Raw genomic sequence first — 19,946 nt, 5'->3', positions numbered from 1 at the left:
CGGCCGCGCGGCTGGCGGAACCGGCGGCGTTGATCGCCTCGGTCCGTGTCCGGTCCACCGCCGAGGCGGCCTGGAGCTGAAGGTACTCGATCCGGCGGGAGAGCTCCTCGGTGAGCTCCGCGAAATCGGCTGCCTGAAGGAAGTTGGCTGAGGCCAGCTCCTCCGGTGCCGAAGTGATCGCGGAGTCCAGCAGCGCCAGGGCCGCTTCCAGATCAGTGGTTGCCAGCGCCGGGCACCCCAGCCCAGCAGGTGCAGGGCCAACTGACGCCGGGCCGGGCTTTGCCGAGCCAATCGCTGCAGAACCGCCCGCGGAGGGAACGCTGCGAAGCCCGCGGCCGCGCAGCTGAGCGGCGGCACTAAAGCCGGTGACGTCCGTCCCGGCTGAGCTGTTCGCTCCTGGCTCCCCAAAGGCTTCCATAGGAAAACTATCTCAACGGGCTCTGACATTTTTGGATGCGACCGGGGCACCGCCAGCGAAGCTGGCGGCAGCACCGCCGTCGGACGAAGATGTGTCCGCAACGGCGGTGCCGGTTCCGGCAGAAACCGGATGCCCGGAAGCGGGGACGCTAGTCAGCAGGGCAGCACGCAGGCCGGGCATTGCTGCCCGGCCTGACATGCCGTCTGCGCTTTCCCCGATGGCTTCCATAGGAAAAACATTGTCAGAGGGGTCTGACATTTTTAGTTCTTGCCCAGGACGCCCCGGAGCTGGGCCAGCGCCCGGCAAGGAGCTAGTGCTTATCCGGGTCCAGGTTCGTTGAGCGCCGGATCGGACTCCACCTCGGAGGTTCCAAGGTTGACCGTTTCCGGATGAGTGCTGTGTGCTGGCACGTGCCCATTATCTGCCGATGTACCGGCAGGCGCGGTGCCAGCGGAAGCAGTACCCGGGTGTGAATCACGGTGCATGGCCGAGCCGAGTACCGTTCCTGCCCGACGCGCGGCTTCCGCGAGTTGGTCTCCGACCTCGGGGGCCTTTTCCTTGACTGCCTCGGTGGCTGCCGTGACCTTGTCCTGGACCGGCTTGCTGTCCCAGATGCCTGCGGCGCGTGCCTTGAGCTTGTCGTACGCAGCCCGGCCGGACCTGGAGCCGAGCACATAACCGGCAGCAATTCCGGCGCCGAAGAGAAGTTTGGATTTCATGGTGATCTCCTACTCTTAGAGGGATCTGTACGTTTTAGTTCGCCCGGTAGGGCCTGGATTAGGAAACCGGCCCCGGGAAATGCCCCGGAGCCGGTTTCCGGCACTGCTCTGTCTAGCGGACCGATCGCTTGGTAATCATGCCGTAGACCAGCAGGACGATCAGTGCGCCGCCGATTGCCAGCAGCCAGGTGGACAGCGAGAAGAACTCGTTGACACCCACGCCAAAGAGTGCGCTGCCGATAAAGCCGCCGAGAATCGCGCCAACCACACCAAGCAGAAGTGTGATGAAAATGCCGCCGCCCTGCCGTCCGGGGAGGATGGCCTTAGCAATGGCTCCGGCAATGAGGCCAAGAATCAGAAATGCGAAAAAACCCATCTTTTATCGTTCCTTCTTCATCTAGAGGAGTTACCCGGATTGCCGGGTACGCTTCGTCCTTCTGCTCAATACTAATCATGCTTACTATTTTTTTGCCAGCCGCCTTCCGGTGAGCAGCCACTGGCCGCACACCCGGACCCCTCCGCTAGTGGCCCTGGACGTCCGAATTCACTCCGGCCTCGGGGCCTTCATCGATGGTGCTGATGGCCGTCAGGTCCTCCTCGTCCAGGGCGAAATCGAAGACGTCGATGTTCTCCTTCATCCGCTGTGGATCAGCGGACTTGGGGATGGCCACGAGCCCTTGCTGGACGTGCCAGCGCAGCACCACCTGGCTCACCGTGCGCCCGTGTTTGCCGGCGATTCTGGTCAGCACCGGCGCGGACAGCAACCCGGATCCTGCCCCCAGCGGGCTGTACGACTCGGTGACAATTCCGTGCCCCTCGTTATAGGCGCGGTCCGCCGACCGGGTCACGGAGGGGTTGAGCTGGATCTGGTTCACGGCCGGCACAACATCCGTCTCCCACATGAGCTTCTCCAGATGTGACGGTTTGAAGTTCGAGACGCCGATTGACCGGACTTTCCCTTCGCCCCGCAGCCGCTCAAAGGTTTTCCACGTTGAAATGAACTCTCCGCGGCGGGGGAGCGGCCAATGGATCAACAACAAGTCCACGTAGTCCAGGTTCAGCCGCCTCAGGGAACCTTCGAGGCCGGCCACAGCCTGATCCCCGCCCTGGAATTCCCCATCCAGCTTGGTGGTGATGAAGAACTCCGCCCGGTCCAGGCCGCTGGCGCGAACCCCGGCTCCGACGCCGGCCTCGTTCCCGTATTTCACGGCAGTATCGATATGCCGGTACCCGGCTTCCGCGGCCCGTACGACGGCGTCACTCACCTCCCGGTCGTTAAGCGGCCAAGTGCCAAGGCCGATCTGAGGAATCCGATTGCCGTCGTTCAGCTCGATAAGCGGTGCTTGTGCCATGCGGAGAAGTCTTTCTTATCGGGCGCAGTTTGCCCAGACCGTTTTCGGCCCCGCTGGTTGGCCCGAGCCCGCGCCGCTGTGTCTTCCGAGGTCAGCCCGTGAATCTAACGGCCACCTGTTGTTACGATGAGCCCAAGGGAGGCACATGCAGGTCTTGCTCGGTAGACGCGCTCTGGTCGACGTAGCCATGGCGATGGTCGCTTTCCTTGTGCCCGGGAGCTGGATCCTGGCCGCTACAGGCACCGCAGCCATGTACTTTGTTTCGGCGCTGGGTGCAGGCGTGCTGGTGGTGGGAAATGCCGCGGCCTCTATCCTCAGCCGCCGGCCCCGGCTGACCACAGCTGCGGACCGCGTTACCCTCGTTCGCGCCGTGTTGGTGGCCTGTTGTGCGGCGGCAATCGTTCCAGCATTGTTCAACGGCACCGCGCCCGGCATCACTGTGGTCCTTCTCGGTGCCGTGGCATTCCTTCTCGATGCGGTGGATGGTGCCGTGGCGCGGCGATATGCGTGTGTAAGCCCGGCAGGGGGCCGCCTGGATGTGGAGACCGATGCGGCGCTGGTCCTCGTCCTGTCCTGCGCGGCCGTCCCCGTCGTTGGCCCGTGGGTCCTGGCCGTAGGACTCATGTGGTACGCGTTCGCGGCCGCCGGATGGTTCCGGCCTGAACTGAAGCGAACGCTGCCTGTTAAGAGGCAGCGCAAGGTCATCGGCGCGTATCAGCCGTTCGCCCTGCTGGTGGCGCTCACGCCTGCGGTGCCAGATGGCATTGGGTTGGCTGCCGTTGTTTTGGCGCTGGTAACCCTTGTGGCTTCGTTTGGGCGGGATGTCGTCGAACTGGAGCAGGGCCACCGCAAGTGGACCGGGCGCTCCACCACCGAATTGGTGAACTGACAGCGCCTGGAACGGAGGGGCGCCAGCCTGACGCAACGGGCGCCTGCCGACGGGCTGGTGCGCTGGACTATCCAAGGCGCCGCTGGTAATGCTTGGAGGGGCCTGGCAGGAGAATAAACCGGGCCCTCCCGACAGCAAAGGATCCAGACCATGAGCGAAACGCCCGCCGATCCGGAGCAGAATCCGTCCGATCAGCCCAAAGACCAGGGTCAGCCCAAGCAGGCTACGCCCGAGGGCTTCCCCTTCGACCCCAACCAGGATCCGCCACAGGAGGAACCCGCAGTTCCGCCGCAAGACACTTCGGGTCCGCCCACCGGTCCGGACGGGGAACCCGACGAACCCGCCCTTGAGGATCCCCAGCGGCCCCCGACCCGATGAGAAACGCCCGGTAGAGGGCCGCCGGACCCAGTTGATCACTCATATCCATGAATCCGTGGTCAACCACCTGGAGCTCCTGCCGAGCGAACTGATGGTAAATCGCGTCCCACGTCAGGAACGCGTCCGAGGTGATGGTGCAGCTTTCACCCACTGCTTGGTGGCGGCCTCCCAGGAGCGCGATCTTGGTCCGGTCACCAGGCATAGTCCTCGGGAGCGGTGCGGTGCCCTGGGAAGATGGCGTCCAGCCGCTTGAGCGCATCCTCGTTCAGCGGCACGTCCAAGGCCCGGATGGCGGCGGCGAGCTGTTCCTGCGTGCGGGGGCCGACGATCGGGGCGGTCACGGCCGGCTGGCGAAGCAGCCATGCCAGGGCCACGTCTCCGGGCTCGTGGCCCAGTTCCTCGGCGAAGTCCTCATACTCCCGGACCTGGTCGTGATGTTTCTTCAGCGTTTCCGCCGCCCGCCCCTCAAGGCGACGGACGCCGTCGCGCTCTTTTTTGAGCACTCCGCCAAGAAGCCCGCCGTGCAGCGGAGACCACGGGATGAACCCGAGCCCGTACTGCTGGGCGGCGGGGAGGACCTCCAGCTCAACGTTCCGGGTCAGCAGGTTGTAGATGGACTGCTCGCTTACCAGTCCGGTGTAGTGGCGGCGGGCGGCGGCTTCCTGCGCCTGCACTATGTGCCAGCCGGCGAAGTTGCTGCTCCCCGAGTAGAGGATCTTGCCCTGCTGGACGGCCACTTCGATGGCCTGCCAGATTTCGTCCCACGGCGTATTCCGGTCCACGTGGTGGAACTGGTAGATGTCGATGTAGTCGGTCTGGAGCCGCTTGAGGCTCGCCTCCAGGGCGCGCCGGATGTTCAGGGCGGAAAGCTTGGACTCGTTGGGGCGGTCCGTCATGGTGCCGTAAAGCTTGGTGGCCAGAACGGTGCGCTCGCGGCGTTCGCCTCCCTTGGCGAACCAGCGGCCGATGATCTCCTCGGTCCAGCCGCGGTGTTCGGCTCCGCCGTAGACATTCGCGGTGTCAAAGAAGTTGATCCCGGCGCCGAGGGCGGAGTCCATGATCGCGTGAGCGGCGGATTCCTCGGTTTGTGGGCCGAAGTTCATGGTGCCGAGACAGAGCCGGGAAACCTTCAGGCCCGAACGGCCCAGATGCGTGTACTGCATGGATGGTTATCCTTTCGCTTAGAGCTGGGAAAAGGCGGCGACGGCGGGATCTGCGCCGATGCGGGACCCGGCCTCCAGTGCGTTGATTGACTCCACTTCAGCGGCGGTCAGTTGAATCGCCGCTGCCGCGAGATTCTCCCGCATGCGGGCGGAGTCCGCAGACTTGGGTATGACGATATTGCCGGCGGCCAGGTGCCAGGCCAGGACAACCTGCGCCGGTGTGACATCGCGTTCCTTGGCAAGACTGGTGACGGCAGGCGCGTCCAGGTCCGCGCCCTGCCCCAGCGGGCTGTAGGCCTCTACTGCGATTCCGTGGGAGCGGCTCTTGGCGGCCAGGGAGGCCTGCTGGAATGTGGGGTGGAGTTCGAACTGGTTCACCGCCGGCACCACCTCGGCGTCCGCCAGAACGGTTTCCAGATGCTGCTCCAAAAAGTTCGAGACTCCGATCGCACGGGCCTGGCCGGCAGCGTAGATCTTTTCCAGTTCCTTCCAGGCCTCACCATAGAGTCCCTGCGACGGCACGGGCCAGTGAATCAGGTAAAGGTCAACGAAGTCCAGCCCCAGGGCCTTGCGGCTGTTCTGGAATGCCTCGTGCGCGTTGCCCTGCTCGCCGTTGCGGAGCTTCGTGGTGATGAAGAGTTCCCCACGCGGGATGCCCGAGGCGGCGATGGCCGCGCCCACCCCGGCCTCGTTCCGGTAGGCCGCTGCGGTGTCAATGTGGCGGTATCCGGCTTCAAGGGCATCCTCGACGATCCGCTGCGTCTCCTCTGGCGGCACCTGGAACACGCCGAATCCCAATTGCGGGATGGACACGCCGTTGTTGAGGGCGAGTTGCGGGATCTCCAAGTCCTGCGGCGCGGAACCCTGCCCGGAGGTGTGAGCGGTGGGTTCTTGGTTCTGCGACATGTGATTCTCCTTGTTGCATTTGAGGTGGCTGGTTACGAGCCTATGCATCCGGAGCCCCCGAGTCAGCAGCTATGGCTATCCCTGTTTTTCCTAGGATTGCCAGTCCTACCATCGTTGTAGAAACTGAATCCCGAAGACGGGCAGAATGGAGTCCATGGGTCAGAGCGCCGAATTTGGCAAGTTCCTCAAAGCAATGCGGTCGCGGCTGAAACCGGAAGTAGCCGGCGTCACTGACGGTGCCGGGGCCCGGCGGGTCCCGGGACTGCGGCGGGAGGAGATCGCCCGGCTGGCCGGTGTCAGTACGGACTACTACACTCGGCTGGAGCAGGGCCGGAATATCCACCCGTCGCGGGCTGTGCTGGATTCGGTGGCGCGGGCCCTCAGGCTCGACGCCGGAGAGCAGGCCCACATGATGAACCTCCTGGAACACTGCGCAGAATCGGTTCGGTCGCCGCTGCCTGTCCAGGCGGTCCGGCCAGCGCTGCGCCAGCTGCTGGAAGCCGTGGGCGACGTGCCCGCGCTTGTCCTGGGGCGGCGCACGGACGTCCTGGCGGGCAACCGGATGGCCTTCCTGCTGTTTGCGGACTTCCCGGAACTGCCGCCGGAGAAGCGGAACCTGACCCGCTGGCTCATCCTCGATCCGCGGGCCCGGGAGCTTTTCCGGGACTGGAAATCAGTGGCGGCGGAGGCTGCCGGGGCGCTCCGGGTCGACGTGGGGCGGCACCCCAATGACGCTCAGGCAAACCAGCTGGTGGGGGAGCTTGCCGTGCACAGCGAACATTTCCGTCAATGGTGGGCGGGCCACCGGGTGGCCACCCATTCGTCAGGCAGCGTACGGCTCCATCATCCTGCGGTGGGCGATCTGGAACTGAACTTTGAAAATCTGGTCCTCCCGGACGATGCTGACCAGATGCTTCGCATTTATTCGGCCAGGCCAGGCTCGCCGTCCGCGGACGCGCTGACCCTGCTGGGCAGTCTCGGCGTGGGCACCGCCGCTGACAGCGGGGTTGGAATCACGACGCCGGAGGAAGCTGTCACTTTCGGCGCGCAGGAGGCGGCGTCCAGGGCTGAAGTGAGGCCAAACCCCGCCGGTCCCTGACTGCTTGCCCGCTGGCAAGCACGCGGGCAGACAATCCGGGCAGGCCATCTGTGCTGCTGCCCAGCCCGCGGGGCTGATTCTATCCATTCGTCCATTGGGCCGGTCTGGCGCGTTTCCTAGCCTTGGAAGAGAACTTCTCCCACGACCCAAGGATGACCTTCAACGATGAAACGCATCGCACTGCTCCGGGAGCGCCACGCACCCTCAGCTTCAACCGGAACCCACTGCCCGGCGTCGGGAATATGGGCCCCTGCCGACGCGCCGGACGAGGCGCACGCCTTCTTTGAGGGCCAGGTGTTTCCCGCGTTCCGTGGGATCCCCACCGTGTGGCGCCGGAGCGCCGCGGGCCAAGATTAAGCACGTAATGCAGCGCCGGCTGAACGACAGCCGGCGCTGCATTACTTGATCCATCAGGGCGCAGTCAGTGCCGCTGACGCACGGTCATATCTACTTCCGGGCACCCATATCCGCTAACGCTCCAGGCGGAATCCGAGTTTGAGGGTGACCTGCCAGTCCGCCACCTGGCCATTATCGAGGTGGCCGCGGATTTCCTTGACTTCGAACCAGTCCAGGTTGCGCAGGGTCTTCGCGGCGTCGGTAATTCCGTTGCGGACGGCCGCATCGACGCCTTCGGTCGAGGTTCCGACAATTTCAGAAATGCTGTAGGTGTTATTAGACAACTTCGCTCCTCGTGATCGCCATCGATACCCGGCTGCGGGCCGTTCCTGCAGAGTATCGGACGAGGCGCCCCGGAACTAGGCTTCCAGCACGTAGCTTTTGAGGTCGTCGAGGGTCTGCTGCATGTGGGCGTCCATGGCGCTGCGTGCCCGCTGCGGGTCGCGGGCGGCCAGGGCCTCGTAAATTTTTTGGTGGTGCCCGATCGCATGCTCCTGGATATCAGGCACCTTCGAGGTTTCGGTCCGCCCCTTTTCGAGGACGCGGTGCAGCGGTTCGAAGAGGACGGCCACGAAGACGTTCTCGGACGCGTGCAGTATCTGGTCATGGAACGCCAGGTCGGCGGCGACGAAGGCGGCCACATCGTTCCCCTGGTGTGCCTTCCGCATGTCCGCCACGCAGTCCCGGAGGCCATCAAGCTCGGCGTCGGTGATGCGGTGCGCCGCGAGCTCGCAGGCGCCCGTTTCCAGCATGCGGCGCAACTCGATCAGCTGGACGTTGGCTGCCGGGCCGTTCTGCCCCTCCGAGGCGGCCCGCAGCACGGCCTCGAGCGATGACCAGCGGTTCACCGGGTTCACGAACGTGCCCCGGCCCCGTTCCACGCTCAGGATGCGCTGCGCCTCGAGGGTCTTCATCGCCTCCCGCACTGTCATGCGGCTGACGTCGTGCCGTGCGCTGAGTTCAAGTTCCCCCGGCACGCTGGTGCCCGGCGGAAACTCGCCGGCGATAATGCGGTCAAGGAGTTCGTCAGCGACGACGCCCACCAATGATTTGCGTGCCATTTCTTCCGTTCAGCGAGTGCGGCCTAACGGCCGGGTGTCTGAAAAGTGTACTTGCGCACGTGCTGTGCGTTATGCCACACTAGCACCAAACACCAGATGTCTGACATCTGACAAATCACCCGAAAGACAGTTTCGACACAATGGAGTGCACAGTGCCCCTCGAATCCGACGTCCTGTCCGCCTTTCCCGCCGAGCTGCAGATCCCTGCCCGGCAGGTTGCCGATGCTGTCGCGGCCACTGCCGCCACCTCACCGCGGGTCCTGGTGGTGCTCGACGACGACCCCACCGGCACGCAGTCCGTAGCGGATCTTCCTGTGCTCACCCGCTGGGAAGTCGGGGACTTCCAGTGGGCTCTCCATCAGGGTAAGCCCGCCGTGTACGTGCTGACGAACACCCGCAGCCTCGACCCGGAAGAAGCGGCCGCACGCAACAAAGAGGTGGTTCGCAACGCGCTGGCCGCTGCCCGCAACGGCGAGGAAGAGATCCGGCTCGGCTTCGTCAGCCGCAGTGACTCCACCCTTCGCGGACACTTCCCCCTCGAGCCGGACATTATCGCCGCCACGGTGGCAGCCGAAAGCGGCGAGGCCACGGACGGCGTCGTGATGGTTCCCGCATTTCCTGACGCCGGCCGCATCACCATTGGCGGCGTGCACTACACGCGCGGACCCGGGGCCGGCCAGCTGACTCCTGTTGCCGAGACGGAATTCGCCAGGGACGCCACTTTCGGCTTCGCCAACTCCGAGATGGCCAAGTACGTGGAAGAGAAGTCGCAGGGGCGGTTTGCTGCGGAGTCGGTGATCGTGCTGGACCTGAACATCATCCGCGCCGGTTCCGCCACCGGGCAGGCTGAGGTGTCTGCCCAGGCGATCGCTGACGCAATCGAGCCTGCAACGCAATCCGCTCCCATCGTGGTGGACATCGTCACGGAAAACGACATGCGCGCCCTCGCCCTGGGACTGGAGGAGGCCGAGCGCCGCGGCAAGAAGCTGCTTTACCGGGTTGGGCCGCCGTTCATGCGCGCCCGGATCGGCCAGGACATCAGGCCTGAGCTCAGCGGCGAGGAAGCGTACGCGGGCAACACCCCGTCCGAGGCCGGCGGCCTGATCGTTGTCGGCTCCCACGTGGGCGTGACCACCAGGCAGCTCAAGGTGCTCACGGACCGGCACAGCAGCGCGCGCATTGTGGAGATCGACGTAGAAAAGCTTTTGGGTAAGGGGGCAAACGCCTACCTCGACCAGACGGTGGACTCCGTCGTGGCTGCGCTGCGCAGCGGTGACGTCATCGTCCACACCAGCCGCCTGCTCATCAAGACCGATGACCCGGCCGAAAGCCTGCGGATCGCGCGCACCGTGTCCGCCGCCGTCGTCGCCGTGGTGAACCGGACGCTGAAGACGTTCCCGCCCCGGTTCGTCATCGCCAAGGGCGGCATCACGTCCTCGGATGTGGCAGCCCACGGGCTGGAGATCAGGCACGCGATTGTCCGCGGACCCATGCTGCCCGGCATCGTGAGCCTGTGGGAGCCGGTGGACGGTCCCGCTAAGGGGATTCCATACATCGTTTTTGCCGGCAACGTCGGTGATGACGAGTCGCTCGCCCAGGTCACCAGCAAGCTCAGCAACACCTTCTAATCCCCACCGGCTCCTAACCCTCCCAACCCTCGCAAGCTCAGGCCGGGTCCCTCGCCGGCGTGGGCTCAGCCAAATTTCACTGGAGAACACCATGACCTCGAATTACAAAGTCACCGTCCTCGGACTGGGCGCCATGGGGCTGCCCATGGCCAGCCGCCTCGCCAGCCAGCTGACCGTCCATGGGTTCGACATCGCCGAACCGCGCCTGCGCCTGGCCGAAGAGGCCGGCGTGAAGTCCTTCGCTTCCGCCCGCGACGCCGCCCAGGATAGTGACGCCCTGCTGCTCGCCGTGCGCAACAGCGAACAGCTCGACGACGTCCTGTTTGGCGGGAACGGCGTTGCTTCCGTGCTGAAGCCCGGCGCCGTCGTCATCCTGACCAGCACCGTGGGCACCGAGGCCATCCCGTCCACCGTCGCCCGCCTGGCCGAGTTCGGCGTCGGGCTCGTTGACGCCCCGCTCTCCGGGGGCCCGAAGCGTGCAGGTGAAGGCGATCTGCTGATCGTCGTTGGCGCCGAACCCGCCGCCTTGGAGTCGGCGCGCCCGGTCCTGGAGCTGCTCGCGTCCACCCTGACAGTCGTGGGCGACAAGCCCGGTGACGGGCAGGCGCTGAAGACCGTCAACCAGCTGCTGTGCGGGGTCCACATTGCGGCAGCCGCCGAGGCAATGGCGCTGGCCGACGCCCTCGGCCTGGACCAGGCGAAGACCCTGGCCGCCCTCGAAGCCGGCGCCGCGGGCTCCTTCATGCTGTCCAACCGCGGCCCGCGCATCCTGGAGGCCTACACCGAGGAAGGCGCCGAGGTGCTCAGCCGCCTGGACATCTTCGTCAAGGACATGGGCATCGTGGGCAAGGCGACCCGCAACGCGGGCCTGGCAACTCCCGTTGCCGCCGCAGCCGAACAGCTGTACCTGCTGGGACAGGCCCATGGGCTGGCCGCTGCGGACGACTCCGCCGTCATTAAGGTGGTTGCCCCCTCCAAGCGCACTGCCGGGGAACGCTGATGCGGGCCCGGCTCGATGAGCTGGTGGTATCCGCCCTTCAATACGGATCGGCTGTGCCGGCGTTCACCTGCTACGACTTCACCACTGCCCTCGCGGTTGTGAGCGCCGCCGAGGAAGCAAAGCGCGGCGCCATCCTGCTGGTGGCGCCCAAGACCGCCGCCACAGCCAATGGACTGAGGCTCATCTCCGCGCTCCGGGGCCTGGCCGACGCCGCGTCCGTGCCGGTTGCCGTGCAGCTGGACCACGCCTCGGATCTCGAGGTCATCACCGCCTCCGTCGCCGCCGGAGCGGACTCTGTCCTGGCGGACGGCTCGGCGCTGCCGTACGAAGACAACATTGCGTTGGTGTGCGCGGTGCGTTCCGCGCTCGAGGCCCAGGGTCATGCCGGGGTGGTCCTGGAGGCTGAACTCGGCGGCCTGGCCGGCGACGAGGACAAGGCGTTCGGCGCCGAAGGGGAGGCCGCCGGCAACGAGGTTGGCGGGCTCACCGACTCCGCCCAGGTGGAGGACTTCGTGGCCCGGACGGGCGCGCAGCTGCTCGCCGTAGCCGTGGGCAACGTCCACGGGAAGTACAAGGGCGAGCCCCGGCTGCGCTGGGACGTCCTGCAGGATATCGCCGTGCGGACCCACATCCCGCTGGTGCTCCATGGGGCCTCCGGAATTCCGGCGGACGATCTGGCCAAGGCGCCGGCCATGCACGTGGGCAAGGTTAACTTCAACACCGAACTCCGCACCGGGGTCCTCGCCGCGCTCGAGGAGCAGCTTCCCGCGCACCGGGCCGACGGCGAAAACCTGCAGGGGCTGCTGGGCCGGTGGAACACCGCGGCGAAGGACTTCGGCACCGGCACGCTCGCGATCCTCAGCCGCTGACCTGGAGTTTTTGTCCACGTATCGCGAGTTCCGAGGCCTCCAGAGGCCAATAAGTGGACAAAAACTCCAGACCGCCACATGTGTGTCAACTTGGCGCACAATGGAAACTACAACGACGTAAGCGAGTTCCAGTGGTGGGGCGCCATGAAGAATTCCACGCAGCAGGGGGCGGGACCGGACATTGCCGTGCCCGCCCGCGACCTGGCCATCGATATGGCCCGCTTCATTTGCCTGGCCCTTGTGGTGGTGGGGCACTGCATGATGACCAGCCCCGTGCTGCACGCCGATGGCACCGTCAGCACGGAGAACACACTCGCCGAGCAGGACTGGTTCGAACCGGTCATCTGGGTCTTCATGGTGATGCCGCTGTTCTTCGTGGCCGGAGGCATCACGGGGGCCCAGTCCTGGCGGCGCCTGCAGGCGCTCGGCGGCAGCGGCTTTGAGTTCGTCCAGTCCAGGCTGCTCCGCCTGGTCCGGCCGGCAGCAGCCCTGCTGGCGGCCATGTTCCTTGGGCTGTGGGGCGCGCTGCTGGCCGGTGTGGATCCGGAGGTGGTGCAGCTGCTGGCCAGCGGGGCCGGCATGCCGCTGTGGTTCCTCGCGGCCTACCTGGCGGCCCAGCTGAACATTCCGCTTCTGGTGCGGCTGCACCGGCGTGCCCCCTGGCTCACGCTACTGGGCCTGGTGGCGCTCGTGGTGACCGTGGACTGCTTCCGCGGCGCCTTTCCGACGCTGGCGTACATCAACATGGTGTTCGTGTGGTGCGCCGTGCAGCAGCTCGGGTTCTTTCTGGCCGACGGCCGGCTGGACCGGTGGAGCAGGTCGCAGCTGGTGGGGCTGGTGGCGGCCAGCAACCTGCTGCTGCTCGTCCTGGTGGTGCTGGGGCTGTACCGGGACAACATGCTGGTGAACCTGAATCCGCCCAACCTCAGCCTGGTCCTGCTGGGCATCTCGCAGGCGGCGGTGCTGCAGCTCGCCGGGCCCTTGCTCAACGCCGTCGCCGCCGTGCGCTGGATCCGTGCGGTGGTGTCCCTTGCGGGCCGGCACGCCATGACGGTCTACCTCTGGCACCTGCCGCTGCTGGCCGCCATGACCGGGCTGCTCCTGCTGACAGACTTCCCCAAACCCGCCTCGGGCTCAGCGGAATGGTGGTGGTCGCGCCCGCTCGTTTTCCTCGGGGTGGTGCTCCTGCTGCTGCCCGCCGTCGCCCTGTTCGGGCGCCTGGAGGAACGGCCGACGCCGGCCATGCACTCCCGCGGCCGGGCACCGGCCGCCGTGGTTACCGCCGTCGTCGTCGTTTTTGTCCCGGTGGCTGACGCCGCCGTCAACGGCTTGACGCTGGGACTGCTGGGCGGCGGTGCCGCCTGCTTTGGGCTGGCCGTGCTGTTGCTGGGGCGCCTGCCCGCCCTCGGAACTCGCCCATTGCCAGCACAGCCATTAAGTGCCAATGTCGAACCATGACCGAGAACACGGCAGCCACCGAGGACCAATTCACCCCGGACGTCACCACCTTCCGGAACGATGCGCTCCACCGCTACGAACTGCACGTAGGCGGGAAGCTGGCGGTGGAAGTCAGGTTCGAAGACAAGCCTGGGCACGTGGATTTCATCCACACACAGACCTCCGAGCAGTTCCAGGGCCATGGGCTGGCCAAGGTGCTGATCCACTTTGCCCTCGACGATGTTGTGGCGGCGGGCAAGCGGATCATTCCGCATTGCCCGTTTACCGCCCGCTACCTGCGCAAACACGAGGTGTACACGCAGTGCATCGACTGGCCTGAGGCAGCAGCGCCCAAGCTTCTGGGCACCTGAGGGGCCGCGCCGGAGGGACCTGCCGCACTGGGGAGCTCCGGCACTTGTGAGCTCCGGCACTTGTGACTGGCGGGACATTTCCGTACGATCGGGCAGTGCTATGCAGTTGGCCTTCGGACACTCTTTTGGGGACCTCTTGAATTTAGAACTGCGTATGCCGGTGCGGGTTGAGTATCCCCGGCACGACACTCCGGACTACCGTGATCCCCGCTGTGTGGATTCGGCGGGGCCAGCGTGATGAGCGACTGGCGTATGTGCGACGACGCCATGTTCGACGACGCCATGTTCGACTGCGCGCTGGACGCCGCCTCGCCCGACGCAGCAATGTCCGACGAGGAACTCCGCCGCCACCTGGACGGATGCCTGAACCAGGCCGTGAACCCGGCGGCGACCTTGGCCGTGGTGCCGGACGTGGCGTTGGCACGACTGGCGGACGGACTGTACCGGCACTTGGACACGCCCAGCCCCGCTTTCGGGGCCCGTTTCTGGTACCTGCAGGTCACCGAGGAACTTCGGTTGCGCCGCCTTGGCCCGGGCCGCACCGAGGGCGTCGCTCCGGACGACTCCGTGGCAAGCGAGGTCCCCGCCGGGTAGGCGCGGGGGCTGGAGAGTCCCTTCGCGCTTGTGGGGGATTACGACGGCGGGGGTTGCTTTGCGCGGTTCCGTTGCCATTGCGCTGCATGCCAGAAAAGCAGGCCGAGGAGTCCTACGAGACCGGCGAAAAGGATCTGCGGCGCGAACGTGATCCACATGTAGCTCACCGGCATGACCTGTGGCTCGGTGCCTGAGTTCAGTGACTCCTGCGCGAGCGTAAAGACTCCGAAGGGCGAGACCAGCAGGGCCGCCACGAGTACCCACAGCGCCGCGACAAACGGATTCAGGGTAAGGCGCCGCTGTCCAAATCCGGCGTGCCCTGTGGCGGGCCCGTATCCGGTGGGATTTCCCTGTGGATCCACTTCCCGAAAATTTATCGGATCATGCTCAAAGCCGGACATGTCCCCCTGCTTCCTGCGGTCGACGCCTCGTGCCAGAAACTCTAGCCGTGCCGCGGGGCTGATGTCAGCGGTGCCGCGGGGCTGATGTCAGCCGTGCCGGGGCTAGGCTGTTGGCATGACGCCGAACACCGCCAGACCCACAGCCCTCGTCACCGGTGCCACCGCGGGACTGGGCGCCGAATTTGCCCGCCAGCTTGCCGAGCAGGGGAACAACCTCGTGCTCGTGGCACGCGACACGGCACGGCTGCAGGCCACAGCGGACGACCTGCAGCGGCGGTACCGAACCACGGCTGAGGTGCTGACCGCGGACCTGACCGACGACGGCGGCGTGGCCGCCGTCGTCGGACGCCTTTCCGACCCGTCACGGCCGGTGGACATCCTGGTGAACAACGCCGGGATCGGGCTGCTGCACGACTTCGACGAGAACCCGATCGAGGATGAGAAGAAGCATCTGAAGCTGCACGTGGAGACTGCCATGGAGCTCAGCCACGCCGCGCTTCAGGGCATGCTGGCGCGCGGCTCCGGCAGGATCATCAACGTGGCCAGCGTGGCGGCCTTCCTTCCCCGGGGTTCGTACTCGGCGGCGAAGGCGTGGCTGCTCAGCTTCAGCCGCTGGGCAAACCTCGCCTACTCGCCCCGCGGCGTGAAGGTGACCGCCGTCTGCCCCGGGTTTGTCCACACCGAGTTCCATGACCGGATGGGGATGGACAAGTCGGTGGCACCGGGCTGGACGTGGCTGCGGCCGGGGCGCGTGGTCCGCGAAGCCCTGGCGGACAACGAACGTGGGAAGGCCGTTTCGATCCCGACCAAGCGCTACAAGGTGCTGGCCGCCGTCGTCCGCGTTGTGCCGGACAGGTTTACGGCCGGGCCGCCGCGCCGGCCGCAGGAGCCGGGCGTCGGTTCCGGCGCGAGCGGATAAGCACCACCACGAGGATTCCGACGCCGGCCCCCACCACGGTTTCGACGGCGCGCTCGGTGATGAGCACCTGCGGGTCCGCGGGCGATGCCAGTTGGGTCATCAGCAGGATCACCGGAGTGAACCAGACCATCGCCAGCCCGTAATGCCGGGTCATGAACAGCTCGGTGCCGAACTGGAAGAGAATCACCAGCAGTGCCAGCACCGCGGCCTCCGCCCCCGGGAAAAAGTGCAGCGGAGCCCAAGGACCGGGCAGAAGCACGACGGCGACCACCACCAGCCCGAGGAACGTCCCGATGATCCTGTGGATTCCGCGGTGGACGCTGCTGGGCAGGTCGGCGCCGGCGAGCGGAACGGCCGCGGCGGCCATCGCCCAGTGCGGGTGGCCGCTTCCGGTCAGGACCCCGATGGTGCCCGCGGTGCCGACGGCCAGCACGTAGCGGGCCGCATGGACCGCCGCGTGGCGCCGGAAGGTTCCGTGGAGGCGGATAACCGGACGCGCCGCGCCTGGGTGCCAGGCCCTGCCGCGGACCCAGCCGCCGAATCCCACCAGCAAGGAGAACGCCGCGGAGCCGCCGGCGATGAGCAGCGCAACATACCAGGGCACGGCGGTGGGAACGGATGCGCAGGCGCCCAGGGCGAGGATCCCGAAGAAGGGCCCGTTCGGCCGCAGCCGGACCTTGTCAGAATAGACAGACCCCACGCCCGCCAGCAGGGCTTCGATGCCCACGAGCCACCAGGAGTGCAGGCCGTTGACCGACAGGAACACGCCCACCGTCACACCCGAAAGCAGAACAAGTGCTGCCTGCAGCTGGTGTTTGAGCCGGAGCTGGTGGGGCTCCGAGCGGCCGTACATGCCGGTGAGCGCGCCGAACACGGCGTAAATGGTGAGCTCCGGCCGGCCGAGGAGCAGCAGGACGAGGGAGGGGACAGCCACGCTGATGGCCACGCGCCATGCGGAGAGATGGTCATTATTGGCGGGGCCCAGGCTGTGCATCTGCCGCAGGTGGCGCACTACAGACTGCACCGGCACGACCCCCTTCACCCTACGAAGGTAGCACCGCAGCAAAGATCTCACCGCGGGCTGCGTCACAAAGTGAGACAGACAACATGGCTGATCAGGCAACGCAAAGGCCCGTCCGGCGTGCCCCCGCGGTGGGGAGTACGCCGGACGGGCCTTCTGCCGCGTCAGCCCTTTAGCGGCGTCAGCTGCCGGCGGGCACCTTGTTCAGTTCGTCGTCGAGTTCCTGATCCAGATCCCTGGCAACTTCATCGACGGTCTCGAACGGCAGTTCGTCGAGGTCGATCAGCGGGTTCTCATCCTGGGTGGCCACCAGCTCACGGGCTTCCGCCGCGGTGTCCACACTGGGCATGGAGCCGGGCAGCGGACGCTGGGCGGATTCCTTGAGGAAGTAGATGGCCACGGCACCAACAGCCGAGGTGGCCATCAGATAGTAGGCCGGCATCATGTCGTTGCCGGTGGCGTTGATGAGGGCGGCCACGATGAACGGCGTGGTGCCGCCAAAGATGGCCACGGCGAAGTTGTAGGCAATGCCCATGGCACCATAACGGCTGGCCGTGGGGAACTGCGCCGGCAGCGCAGAGGCAAGGTTCGCAACATAGAACGCCACGGGGAACGCGATCAGCGACAGGCCCGCCAATGTGGACCAGATGCTGCCAATGCCGATCAGCATAAAGGCCGGAGCAGCCAGGACCACGGTGCTGACGGCACCGATCCAGAGTACGGGGCGGCGTCCGATCCGGTCGGAGAGCTTGCCGGTCAGCGGAATGCAAAGGCTCATGACCACGAGCACGGGGATGGTGAGCAATGTGCCGTGGACGGGGTCGTAGCCCTTGGACTCGGTGAGGTAGGTGGGCATGTAGGACGTCAGTGCATAACCGGCGGTGTTGGCCGCTGCGACGAGGATCATGGCCACGATGATGGAGCGCCAGTAAGCCTTGACGATGCCCACCGGGCCCTTTGCCGCAGCCACATCACCGGCGGCAGCATCCTTGGCGAGTTCCTCCTGGGCGTCCAGGGTGGCCTGGAACTGCGGGGACTCCTCGATCTTGCTTCGGAAGTACACGGCGATGAGGCCCAGCGGACCGGCGATCAGGAACGGCAGGCGCCAGCCCCAGTCCTCCATGGCGGCCTGCCCGAACGTCAGCTGCAGCACAGACACCAGTGCGGCGCCCAGTGCGAAGCCGAGGTAGCTGCCCATGTCCAGGAAGCTGGCGAAGAAGCCGCGGCGCTTGTCAGGCGAGTACTCGCTCACAAAGGTGGTGGCACCGGCGTACTCGCCGCCGGTGGAGAAGCCCTGCACGAGCTTGAGCACCACCAGAAGGGCGGCTGCCAACATGCCGATCTGTGCGTAGCCGGGCAGCAGGCCGACGGCGAAGGTGCTCGCCGCCATCAGCATCAGCGTGGCCGCGAGGACCTTCTGGCGGCCGACCTTGTCGCCGAGCCAGCCGAAGACGACACCGCCGAGCGGGCGGGCGATGAAGGTGGCAGCGAACGTGCCCAGGAGGAACAGCGTCTGGACCGAGGCGTCGGCCTCCGGCAGGAACACCGGACCCATGGTGGTAATGAGGTAGCCGAAAACACCGACGTCGTACCACTCCATGGTGTTGCCCACGATCGTGCCACCGAGGGCCTTCTTGAGCATGGGCTGGTCAACGACGTTGACGTCGGATACCTTGAGCCGGCGCCGCGCGAGCAGCTTTGGTTTCTTCGCATCCTGGGGTGCGGACTGATTGGTTCCGCTGGCGTTCCTGGCGCCTGCTGAAGAGTCGGTCGTGCTTCGGTCTGTGGGCATTTGGGCAACTCCTGTGGAGGTCATTTGCTTGCGACTTCTGGCTGCCCCGCTCCGGGCAGGCCTTCAATTTTACGGGATTTCCATGGATTTCGAGAGTTCGGTGCCGTATGATCACCCGTTTCAGGGCGCCAAACCGGGCTGACGGCGGAGTTGATTTGGCCGATCTGGCCGTGTCATCCTGCGGATTTTCCGCGGTGGGGCGGATCGTTATCAAACTTTTTTCTGGAACGGGGCTCCGTGGGCCCGATTCTGCGCCGATTCCCGCTCTCCCGGCGACGCGAAACAGGCCCTCACCGGGCGGCAATTGAACCGTTAAACCCCGGTATTCGTCTGATTGGGTAGGTCCGGATTTTGGACCCGGGACGTTGGACCGGGGAAGCCGGACCAAAGCGTATAACTTTCAGACGGTCTATAACTTCCAGACAGGGGCGTTCGCCATGGACTACGAGATCAGCGGTCTGCCGATGCATGTGTTGCTCGTCCACGCCACGGTGGTCTTCGTTCCGCTGGCGGCACTTTGCACGCTGCTCAGCCTCCTCTGGCCAGCCGCCCGACGGCGCCTGGGGATCGTCACGCCCCTGGTCGCCCTGTTGGCTCTTGTCCTGGTGCCGGTCACCGCGGCGGCCGGGGCCTGGCTGCTGGACCGGGTGGACACGACCCCCCTGATCAACACACACATGCAGTTGGCCGCGGCCCTCCTGCCGTGGGTGGTGGGCGTTTTCCTGGTGGCCTTGGCACAGTGGCTGTGGTTCCGCTATGGCACAACGCAGGCGGAGGGAATGCGGCGGCGAATGGGGACCGCCGGCTCCCGCATAGCGGGAGCTGTCGCCGTCGTGCTGGTTGTGGCAATCTGCGGTGGCGCCGTCGCCACGTTGGCGCAGATCGGGGAAGCAGGTTCCAGGGCGGTGTGGGAAGGCTCCTTCCGGACCGGGGCCCAGGACTAAGAAAAGTCTCTTCCCGGACGGCATGTTTCTGCCTAAGGTGGACCCATGGGAACACTGATCTTCCAGTAATGAACGCGCCATGGCGGCCCTAGTCAACGGTTAGGCCGGCATTCGCCGCCGCAAAATAACTCCGCCTGTTCAGGTTTCTGCCTTCGCATGCTCTTGCTGGAACAGGCCCCGCAGCTGACCCGGTCCCGGCCGGGTGGGTATCCAATAACGGCGGAACCACGGATCTAAATATGGGGAACACTTCATTTCATCGCGGAAGGAAGAACAAATGGCCGACTCCTACAACGGCAGCAGCATCAAGCCAGATGTCGCTGCGCACCTGGCGGAATCGATGGACAGACCGCCGCTGCCCACCCCCGAGACCCTGGCCGTGACCGCGGCAATGGGCGGGTCAAAGGAGTGGCCGGACGGCAACGGCAAACGGCGCCACCCCAAAGAACATGGCGCAAGCCTCGGCCGTTCGGGACAGGGAGCCGCTGTGACGGCGATCCACCGGACCGGCCGCCCGCAGATGCCACACTCGTCCTGATCCTGCTGAAGTTTCCACACAGCCTGGCAGCGCCCGGAACCCGGGCGCTGC

The 19,946-nt window shown here is 65.9% G+C and carries 23 protein-coding genes and 1 pseudogene; 13 read left to right on the top strand and 11 right to left on the bottom strand.

The annotated features are described in order from the left end of the window. The 4 genes and pseudogenes from AC1DFE_RS17630 to AC1DFE_RS17615 form a co-directional block, all read right to left on the bottom strand. Nucleotides 1-418 (bottom strand): annotated as a pseudogene (locus tag AC1DFE_RS17630) (HNH endonuclease signature motif containing protein); the annotation flags it as partial. A 317-nt stretch (nt 419-735) separates the two neighbouring features. Next, the gene (locus AC1DFE_RS17625; protein WP_476907167.1) at nt 736-1,137 is read right to left on the bottom strand and encodes a hypothetical protein; all 402 of its coding nucleotides are present in this window, start codon (nt 1,135-1,137) and stop codon (nt 736-738) included. Between the two features lie 112 nt (nt 1,138-1,249). Continuing rightward, nucleotides 1,250-1,513 carry a GlsB/YeaQ/YmgE family stress response membrane protein gene (locus tag AC1DFE_RS17620; RefSeq protein WP_476907166.1) on the bottom strand — a complete coding sequence of 88 codons (264 nt, stop codon included), beginning with the start codon at nt 1,511-1,513 and terminating at the stop codon, nt 1,250-1,252. A gap of 145 nt (nt 1,514-1,658) precedes the next feature. Beyond that, complete coding sequence (locus tag AC1DFE_RS17615) at nt 1,659-2,489, bottom strand: aldo/keto reductase (protein WP_476907165.1); 831 nt, start codon at nt 2,487-2,489, stop codon at nt 1,659-1,661. A gap of 145 nt (nt 2,490-2,634) precedes the next feature. Between AC1DFE_RS17615 and AC1DFE_RS17610 the strand changes: the two genes are divergently transcribed. After that, a complete protein-coding gene (locus tag AC1DFE_RS17610) occupies nt 2,635-3,378 on the top strand; it encodes a CDP-alcohol phosphatidyltransferase family protein (RefSeq protein WP_476907164.1) in 744 nt (247 codons plus the stop codon). Nucleotides 3,379-3,528: 150 nt separating this feature from the next. Then, a complete protein-coding gene (locus AC1DFE_RS17605) occupies nt 3,529-3,756 on the top strand; it encodes a hypothetical protein (RefSeq protein WP_476907163.1) in 228 nt (75 codons plus the stop codon). 191 nt (nt 3,757-3,947) lie between these two features. Here AC1DFE_RS17605 and AC1DFE_RS17600 read toward each other — a convergent pair whose 3' ends face one another. Both AC1DFE_RS17600 and AC1DFE_RS17595 read right to left on the bottom strand, forming a co-directional pair. Continuing rightward, nucleotides 3,948-4,919: an aldo/keto reductase gene (locus AC1DFE_RS17600; protein WP_476907162.1), complete on the bottom strand. Its 972-nt coding sequence runs from the start codon at nt 4,917-4,919 to the stop codon at nt 3,948-3,950. Between the two features lie 18 nt (nt 4,920-4,937). After that, nucleotides 4,938-5,759, bottom strand: a complete 822-nt coding sequence (locus AC1DFE_RS17595) for an aldo/keto reductase (RefSeq protein WP_476907173.1) — start codon at nt 5,757-5,759, stop codon at nt 4,938-4,940. A 220-nt stretch (nt 5,760-5,979) separates the two neighbouring features. Here AC1DFE_RS17595 and AC1DFE_RS17590 point away from each other — a divergent pair, with 220 nt between their 5' ends. Together AC1DFE_RS17590 and AC1DFE_RS17585 are read left to right on the top strand one after the other, a co-directional pair. Beyond that, nucleotides 5,980-6,924 carry a helix-turn-helix transcriptional regulator gene (locus AC1DFE_RS17590; protein WP_476907161.1) on the top strand — a complete coding sequence of 315 codons (945 nt, stop codon included), beginning with the start codon at nt 5,980-5,982 and terminating at the stop codon, nt 6,922-6,924. A gap of 165 nt (nt 6,925-7,089) precedes the next feature. Further along, nucleotides 7,090-7,281, top strand: coding sequence for a hypothetical protein (locus AC1DFE_RS17585; RefSeq protein WP_476907160.1), 192 nt, complete (start codon nt 7,090-7,092; stop codon nt 7,279-7,281). Nucleotides 7,282-7,394: 113 nt separating this feature from the next. On the opposite strand, the gene AC1DFE_RS17580 is transcribed toward AC1DFE_RS17585, so the two are convergent. Together AC1DFE_RS17580 and AC1DFE_RS17575 are read right to left on the bottom strand one after the other, a co-directional pair. Next, complete coding sequence (locus tag AC1DFE_RS17580) at nt 7,395-7,604, bottom strand: dodecin (RefSeq protein WP_476907159.1); 210 nt, start codon at nt 7,602-7,604, stop codon at nt 7,395-7,397. 75 nt (nt 7,605-7,679) lie between these two features. Continuing rightward, nucleotides 7,680-8,381: a FadR/GntR family transcriptional regulator gene (locus AC1DFE_RS17575; RefSeq protein WP_476907158.1), complete on the bottom strand. Its 702-nt coding sequence runs from the start codon at nt 8,379-8,381 to the stop codon at nt 7,680-7,682. Between the two features lie 152 nt (nt 8,382-8,533). Here AC1DFE_RS17575 and AC1DFE_RS17570 point away from each other — a divergent pair, with 152 nt between their 5' ends. The 6 genes from AC1DFE_RS17570 to AC1DFE_RS17545 all read left to right on the top strand — a co-directional run bounded on the left by AC1DFE_RS17570 (nt 8,534) and on the right by AC1DFE_RS17545 (nt 14,280). Next, nucleotides 8,534-10,009 carry a four-carbon acid sugar kinase family protein gene (locus AC1DFE_RS17570; protein WP_476907157.1) on the top strand — a complete coding sequence of 492 codons (1,476 nt, stop codon included), beginning with the start codon at nt 8,534-8,536 and terminating at the stop codon, nt 10,007-10,009. Between the two features lie 91 nt (nt 10,010-10,100). Next, the gene (locus tag AC1DFE_RS17565) at nt 10,101-11,009 is read left to right on the top strand and encodes an NAD(P)-dependent oxidoreductase (RefSeq protein ID WP_476907156.1); all 909 of its coding nucleotides are present in this window, start codon (nt 10,101-10,103) and stop codon (nt 11,007-11,009) included. Continuing rightward, the gene (locus AC1DFE_RS17560) at nt 11,009-11,878 is read left to right on the top strand and encodes a class II fructose-bisphosphate aldolase (RefSeq protein WP_476907155.1); all 870 of its coding nucleotides are present in this window, start codon (nt 11,009-11,011) and stop codon (nt 11,876-11,878) included. Before AC1DFE_RS17565 ends, AC1DFE_RS17560 begins: the two co-directional genes overlap by 1 nt. 144 nt (nt 11,879-12,022) lie before the next feature. Further along, nucleotides 12,023-13,336 carry an acyltransferase family protein gene (locus tag AC1DFE_RS17555; protein ID WP_476907172.1) on the top strand — a complete coding sequence of 438 codons (1,314 nt, stop codon included), beginning with the start codon at nt 12,023-12,025 and terminating at the stop codon, nt 13,334-13,336. Then, nucleotides 13,333-13,686 (top strand): GNAT family N-acetyltransferase, encoded by a 354-nt coding sequence (locus tag AC1DFE_RS17550; RefSeq protein WP_476907154.1) that lies wholly within the window; start codon nt 13,333-13,335, stop codon nt 13,684-13,686. Before AC1DFE_RS17555 ends, AC1DFE_RS17550 begins: the two co-directional genes overlap by 4 nt. 237 nt (nt 13,687-13,923) lie before the next feature. After that, entirely contained in the window at nt 13,924-14,280 is a 357-nt protein-coding gene (locus AC1DFE_RS17545; protein ID WP_476907153.1) for a hypothetical protein, read from the top strand. Between the two features lie 38 nt (nt 14,281-14,318). Here the strand turns inward: AC1DFE_RS17545 and AC1DFE_RS17540 are convergent, their stop codons facing one another. Beyond that, a complete protein-coding gene (locus AC1DFE_RS17540) occupies nt 14,319-14,681 on the bottom strand; it encodes a hypothetical protein (RefSeq protein ID WP_476907152.1) in 363 nt (120 codons plus the stop codon). 115 nt (nt 14,682-14,796) lie between these two features. Here AC1DFE_RS17540 and AC1DFE_RS17535 point away from each other — a divergent pair, with 115 nt between their 5' ends. After that, nucleotides 14,797-15,600, top strand: a complete 804-nt coding sequence (locus tag AC1DFE_RS17535; protein WP_476907151.1) for an SDR family NAD(P)-dependent oxidoreductase — start codon at nt 14,797-14,799, stop codon at nt 15,598-15,600. Here the strand turns inward: AC1DFE_RS17535 and AC1DFE_RS17530 are convergent. Next, on the bottom strand, nt 15,539-16,624 hold the full coding sequence (locus AC1DFE_RS17530; RefSeq protein ID WP_476907150.1) for an FUSC family protein: 1,086 nt from the start codon (nt 16,622-16,624) through the stop codon (nt 15,539-15,541). The genes AC1DFE_RS17535 and AC1DFE_RS17530 overlap by 62 nt on opposite strands. A 178-nt stretch (nt 16,625-16,802) precedes the next feature. Continuing rightward, complete coding sequence (locus AC1DFE_RS17525) at nt 16,803-18,413, bottom strand: MFS transporter (protein ID WP_476907149.1); 1,611 nt, start codon at nt 18,411-18,413, stop codon at nt 16,803-16,805. A gap of 437 nt (nt 18,414-18,850) precedes the next feature. Here AC1DFE_RS17525 and AC1DFE_RS17520 point away from each other — a divergent pair, with 437 nt between their 5' ends. Together AC1DFE_RS17520 and AC1DFE_RS17515 are read left to right on the top strand one after the other, a co-directional pair. Continuing rightward, on the top strand, nt 18,851-19,357 hold the full coding sequence (locus tag AC1DFE_RS17520; protein WP_476907148.1) for a hypothetical protein: 507 nt from the start codon (nt 18,851-18,853) through the stop codon (nt 19,355-19,357). Between the two features lie 277 nt (nt 19,358-19,634). Beyond that, nucleotides 19,635-19,895 (top strand): hypothetical protein, encoded by a 261-nt coding sequence (locus AC1DFE_RS17515; protein ID WP_476907147.1) that lies wholly within the window; start codon nt 19,635-19,637, stop codon nt 19,893-19,895. Nucleotides 19,896-19,946: the final 51 nt, after the last annotated feature.

The organism is Arthrobacter sp. 05T423, from assembly GCF_056396245.1.
The sequence above is the reverse complement of the archived record's forward strand: the minus strand, read 5'-3'. Positions and strand labels throughout refer to the sequence as shown.

Bases quoted from the DNA above. Each gene is read 5' to 3' on its own strand.
- AC1DFE_RS17625 (WP_476907167.1), bottom strand. From the start codon at position 1,137: ATGAAATCCAAACTTCTCTTCGGCGCCGGAATTGCTGCCGGTTATGTG.
- AC1DFE_RS17620 (WP_476907166.1), bottom strand. From the start codon at position 1,513: ATGGGTTTTTTCGCATTTCTGATTCTTGGCCTCATTGCCGGAGCCATT.
- AC1DFE_RS17615 (WP_476907165.1), bottom strand. From the start codon at position 2,489: ATGGCACAAGCACCGCTTATCGAGCTGAACGACGGCAATCGGATTCCT.
- AC1DFE_RS17610 (WP_476907164.1), top strand. From the start codon at position 2,635: ATGCAGGTCTTGCTCGGTAGACGCGCTCTGGTCGACGTAGCCATGGCG.
- AC1DFE_RS17605 (WP_476907163.1), top strand. From the start codon at position 3,529: ATGAGCGAAACGCCCGCCGATCCGGAGCAGAATCCGTCCGATCAGCCC.
- AC1DFE_RS17600 (WP_476907162.1), bottom strand. From the start codon at position 4,919: ATGCAGTACACGCATCTGGGCCGTTCGGGCCTGAAGGTTTCCCGGCTC.
- AC1DFE_RS17590 (WP_476907161.1), top strand. From the start codon at position 5,980: ATGGGTCAGAGCGCCGAATTTGGCAAGTTCCTCAAAGCAATGCGGTCG.
- AC1DFE_RS17585 (WP_476907160.1), top strand. From the start codon at position 7,090: ATGAAACGCATCGCACTGCTCCGGGAGCGCCACGCACCCTCAGCTTCA.
- AC1DFE_RS17575 (WP_476907158.1), bottom strand. From the start codon at position 8,381: ATGGCACGCAAATCATTGGTGGGCGTCGTCGCTGACGAACTCCTTGAC.
- AC1DFE_RS17565 (WP_476907156.1), top strand. From the start codon at position 10,101: ATGACCTCGAATTACAAAGTCACCGTCCTCGGACTGGGCGCCATGGGG.
- AC1DFE_RS17560 (WP_476907155.1), top strand. From the start codon at position 11,009: ATGCGGGCCCGGCTCGATGAGCTGGTGGTATCCGCCCTTCAATACGGA.
- AC1DFE_RS17555 (WP_476907172.1), top strand. From the start codon at position 12,023: ATGAAGAATTCCACGCAGCAGGGGGCGGGACCGGACATTGCCGTGCCC.
- AC1DFE_RS17550 (WP_476907154.1), top strand. From the start codon at position 13,333: ATGACCGAGAACACGGCAGCCACCGAGGACCAATTCACCCCGGACGTC.
- AC1DFE_RS17545 (WP_476907153.1), top strand. From the start codon at position 13,924: ATGAGCGACTGGCGTATGTGCGACGACGCCATGTTCGACGACGCCATG.
- AC1DFE_RS17540 (WP_476907152.1), bottom strand. From the start codon at position 14,681: ATGTCCGGCTTTGAGCATGATCCGATAAATTTTCGGGAAGTGGATCCA.
- AC1DFE_RS17535 (WP_476907151.1), top strand. From the start codon at position 14,797: ATGACGCCGAACACCGCCAGACCCACAGCCCTCGTCACCGGTGCCACC.
- AC1DFE_RS17525 (WP_476907149.1), bottom strand. From the start codon at position 18,413: ATGCCCACAGACCGAAGCACGACCGACTCTTCAGCAGGCGCCAGGAAC.
- AC1DFE_RS17520 (WP_476907148.1), top strand. From the start codon at position 18,851: ATGGACTACGAGATCAGCGGTCTGCCGATGCATGTGTTGCTCGTCCAC.
- AC1DFE_RS17515 (WP_476907147.1), top strand. From the start codon at position 19,635: ATGGCCGACTCCTACAACGGCAGCAGCATCAAGCCAGATGTCGCTGCG.